This is a genomic window from Microcystis sp. M53598_WE2, assembly GCF_030067735.1.
Lineage (GTDB): Bacteria > Cyanobacteriota > Cyanobacteriia > Cyanobacteriales > Microcystaceae > Microcystis > Microcystis aeruginosa.
Genome location: NZ_JASJFE010000143.1, coordinates 1 through 3937, shown reverse-complemented (window position 1 = coordinate 3937; position 3937 = coordinate 1). Strand labels below are relative to the sequence as shown.

Below are 3937 nucleotides of genomic sequence, written 5' to 3'. Positions count from 1 at the left end.
CTATTCATTCCGGTGAAACGGGTTTAATTTATAATTCTTTAACTGAATTTTCTGCACAATTGCGACAATTAATTGAAAATCCTTCTTTTCGGCAACAACTGGCTAACAATGCCTATCAATGGGTCAAGCAAAATCGCTTACTGGCTCAACATTACCGCCGGCGATGGGATTGGTATTGTCAGATGCGGGACGAATTACCCCGTTTAACCCAAGAATTATGGCAACGGGTTCCAGAGTTACGTCAGAATCTTAACTAATCTTCTTTCATTCATAGGTAGGGTCTGCTGAAAAAGTTTATAATAGCTGTCTAGGCTTATACTGCCATGCAATTTGGTCTAAACAAAAATATTTAAGCCACAGGCCCTCAGCTTTCAGTTAAATAAGGTAAAAGACAAAAGTTAATTAATTTTCTCTCTCCTGACTTCTATTTCTAAGGACAATTTCTGATTTATACAAGAGGTTTGATGGATACACCGCAACTTTTATTCAATGGTTTAGCCGTCGGCAGTATTATTGCTCTGGCTGCTGTTGGGTTAACCCTTACCTGTGGCATTTTGCGTCTGTCTAATTTTGCCCACGGCGATTTTATGACTTTGGGTGCTTACATAACTTGGGTGGTAAATGCTCAAGGGATTAATCTCTGGTTAGCGATGCCGGTGGGGGCAGCAGTGACAGCTATTGCCATGCTCATTGCCGAGAGATTATTATGGAAACCCATGCGCGATCAACGGGCTGATTCTACCACTTTAATTATTATTTCGATCGGTTTGGCTTTATTTCTTCGCAATGGTATTTTAATGATCTGGGGCGGTAGTAATCAACGCTACGATCTGCCTGTGATGACCGCTACAGAAATTTTTGGGATTAAAGTAGCTTTCGATCGCTTGTTAGTTATTGGTTTGGCAATTATAGTTATTATTGCCCTCCATTTGTTATTGCAAAAAACTAAGATCGGTAAGGCGATGCGTGCCGTAGCTGACAGCACCGATTTAGCTAGAGTAACCGGAATTAACGTCGAATGGGTTGTCTTCTGGACATGGATAATTACGGGAGTTTTAACTGCTTTAGCCGGAGCGATGTTCGGGTTAATTACTGGGGGAGTGCGTCCCAATATGGGCTGGTTTTTAATCTTACCAATGTTTGCCGCCGTGATTTTAGGTGGTATTGGTAATCCCTACGGAGCGATTGCTGGGGCTTTAATTATTGGTGTTGCCCAAGAAATTAGTGTTCCCTTAATTGGTTCTGATTATAAATTAGCCGTGGCTTTATTAATTATGATCCTGCTGTTATTATTCCGTCCCCAAGGTTTATTTAAAGGCACGGTTTAACAGTTATCAGTTATCAGTTATCAGATGTAAGTTTTAAGTTTGAAGTTTTAAGTTATTTATAGCGCTTTTCACGTTACTGAGGTATCGACAAGTTTTGCCAACAAAGGACTTAAGCCCCTTGCCCATGCCTCATTCTGATGAAAACTGCTATATTTACTGATTACTATTTACTGTTTACTGATTACTGTTTACTGATTACTGAAAAGCCCAATTTTTAATCCTGAATATATTCTTCCCCGGTGATTAAAGCGTATTCAGCGCGGGTAAATTCTCGACCTAAATAAGCAGCATGATCGAACATAGTAATCGGACAAGGTTGGGTTTCTTCGATCACTTTGACGGCTAATTCTTTGGCGGTTCTTGCGGTGTAAATAGTCTCAGGATTGCGATCAAGTTTTTGCCTAACACCGATAACTTTTCCCGTTTCTGGATCGACGGCTAAACCTTTTTCATTGATAATATTGCTGTAATGTTTGGCACAGATTAACCCGGCTTCTCGGTCTAGATAAATAATAAAATATCCTGCGGGATCGAGAGCGATCGGACGTTTGGAAAGTTGATGATCAATAGCCGTGATTTGTGATTTTAATTCGCTCATTTTCTTGACAAAATCACTTAAATATGTAGATGAAAGCAAGAGCAAATTATATCACATACCATCATCCTTTTTCTAGAGCATTTTGTAGATATAGGCCGTATGTATTTTCTGTGAGCAAATCTGACCTACTGAGCAATAATACTAAATCCTGTTTAAAAAGTATAGGAGCGTGGGGAGCGTTGGAGGAGGGAGAAACAATCCATAACCTGAGAGTTAATCGGACTATTAATACTAAATCCGTTGAGTATAGGCTACATATCAGGACAGGCAAAGGGCAAGAGGAAAGAGGCAAAAGGGGCAATAGATAATCAGTTTTTAATAACCAGATTTAGTATAAAAACGGATTTGGTATCATACCAGCTGCAATGTGGGGGCGCAAAGCTCGCGCCCATAATGTATGGTCGAGAAATAACAGGCTGATAGCTTAATGCTATAAATCTTCTTCTACCAAAGCCTCAACCCGTCCTGTTTTGACCGCTTCCACCAAAGCGGCGTGATCTTGTTCTGTCTGCTCGGCATAAGCGATCGCAAATTCGCCCATCGCTAGATCGAACTGATCTCCTTTCCCCAAATAACCGCTAATGGTGGCCGCATCTCCAGATTTAGCGTGGGCGCGGGCTAAGGTCCAGCCACAGAACTCGGCGTAGCGTTGCAGTTGGGCGGCCGACACTCCCTCAATGGGCAGGGAAAACTTCATATCCCGCAGTTGCCGTAAATAGAAGTTATTGCCCCGTCTTCCCTGGGTCCAGCCTAAAAATATGTCGCTAGAGGATTGCATCAATCTCTGGCCTGTAACCACCCGTTGTCCCTGATTTTCATACTGGCTCTTGGCGGTATAGGGTTCAAGAACCGAAGGGCAAGCCTCCTTAACTTGTAGGATGAGGGGATGGTTATCTTCCGAGAAAAATAGGGCGATATAACATCTGGTGCCGACACTGCCAATGCCTACCACTTTCAGGGCAAAGTCCTCTAACCGGTAGCGATCAAACAGGACTCGGCGTTCCTCCGGCAGGGATTGGCGATAGTCTTCCAGACCCTCACGCACGAGAGTCTCCCAATCCGGTTCGTTGACATGGTAGAGAATGGGCGGCTGATCGACAAAGCGATTGCGTCCCGCGGTTTGGGTGACGATCTTGGGGTAGAGATGTTCGATGATGCGCTCGCGGGCTTTTGTCATCATCTGTTCCCGTATCTTCCGCGTCTTTTCGTCGGGAGCCATCTCGATCACCTGTTCTACTCCTATGCGCGTGTACCATACCTCTAACGGACTGAGGCGAGAATATTCCCGCAGGTGTTCCCGATAGGAACGAGCGCAATCGATCGCCGCCGCCTTCGATTCTCGATCGGATAGATCGCTATCCCTGCCGGCGATGACAAAGCTGACCACTAGACGCTTGAGATCCCATTCCCAAGGTGCGGGTAGGGTTTCGTCGAAATCGTTAATATCGAAGACTAAATTGCGTTCGGGGGTGGCAAAAAATCCGAAGTTCAAGAGGTGGCAATCCCCGCAGGCCTGCACGATAATGTCGGTTTTGGGAGTGGTGGCCAGATCGTAGGCCATCAAGGCAGCGGAACCGCGCAGGAAGGTAAAGGGACTCCGCAACATCCGTCCGTAGCGGATGGGAATCAATTCCTGTAATCGCCCTCGATTTGATGCTTCAATGATTTCGATCGGCTCCCGACCAGCTGCGGGGGGTTGCCAGATAGCGTGGCTAGAACGCGGCAATCGCTCCCGCAGGGATTTACCGATCTGGATGCGTTCTTCCCGTGAACGGAATCGAGCTTGAGAAGGTGAGCGGATCGGGGTTTCTATTTGGTGGTTCATAGCGACTTTTTCCCCTGAATGAGATTACATCCCTTGCTGTTAGATGACTAATTGACATCCTCGCCGCCCTAAAAGTGCGGCGATTCCTAAACCTCACGATTTAAGTTTCTGCTTCCACCACCGTCGCATACCACAGTTAAAAAACCATGTACTGTCTTACACAGAGTCCACAGACTTTCGCCCCAT

At 45.2% G+C, this 3937-nt stretch carries 4 protein-coding genes; 2 read left to right on the top strand and 2 right to left on the bottom strand.

All coding sequences use genetic code 11. The annotated features are described in order from the left end of the window. A partial coding sequence (locus PX636_RS03195; protein WP_288116204.1) for a glycosyltransferase occupies positions 1 to 257 on the top strand: 257 nt, incomplete at its 5' end. A gap of 207 nt (positions 258 to 464) precedes the next feature. Next, positions 465 to 1328, top strand: coding sequence for a branched-chain amino acid ABC transporter permease (locus PX636_RS03190; protein ID WP_288116202.1), 864 nt, complete (start codon positions 465 to 467; stop codon positions 1326 to 1328). Between the two features lie 214 nt (positions 1329 to 1542). On the opposite strand, the gene PX636_RS03185 is transcribed toward PX636_RS03190, so the two are convergent. Both PX636_RS03185 and PX636_RS03180 read right to left on the bottom strand, forming a co-directional pair. Then, on the bottom strand, positions 1543 to 1926 hold the full coding sequence (locus tag PX636_RS03185; RefSeq protein ID WP_002747361.1) for a DUF4346 domain-containing protein: 384 nt from the start codon (positions 1924 to 1926) through the stop codon (positions 1543 to 1545). 430 nt (positions 1927 to 2356) lie between these two features. Continuing rightward, positions 2357 to 3751, bottom strand: coding sequence for a DUF2252 domain-containing protein (locus PX636_RS03180; RefSeq protein WP_288116200.1), 1395 nt, complete (start codon positions 3749 to 3751; stop codon positions 2357 to 2359). Positions 3752 to 3937 lie beyond the last annotated feature (186 nt).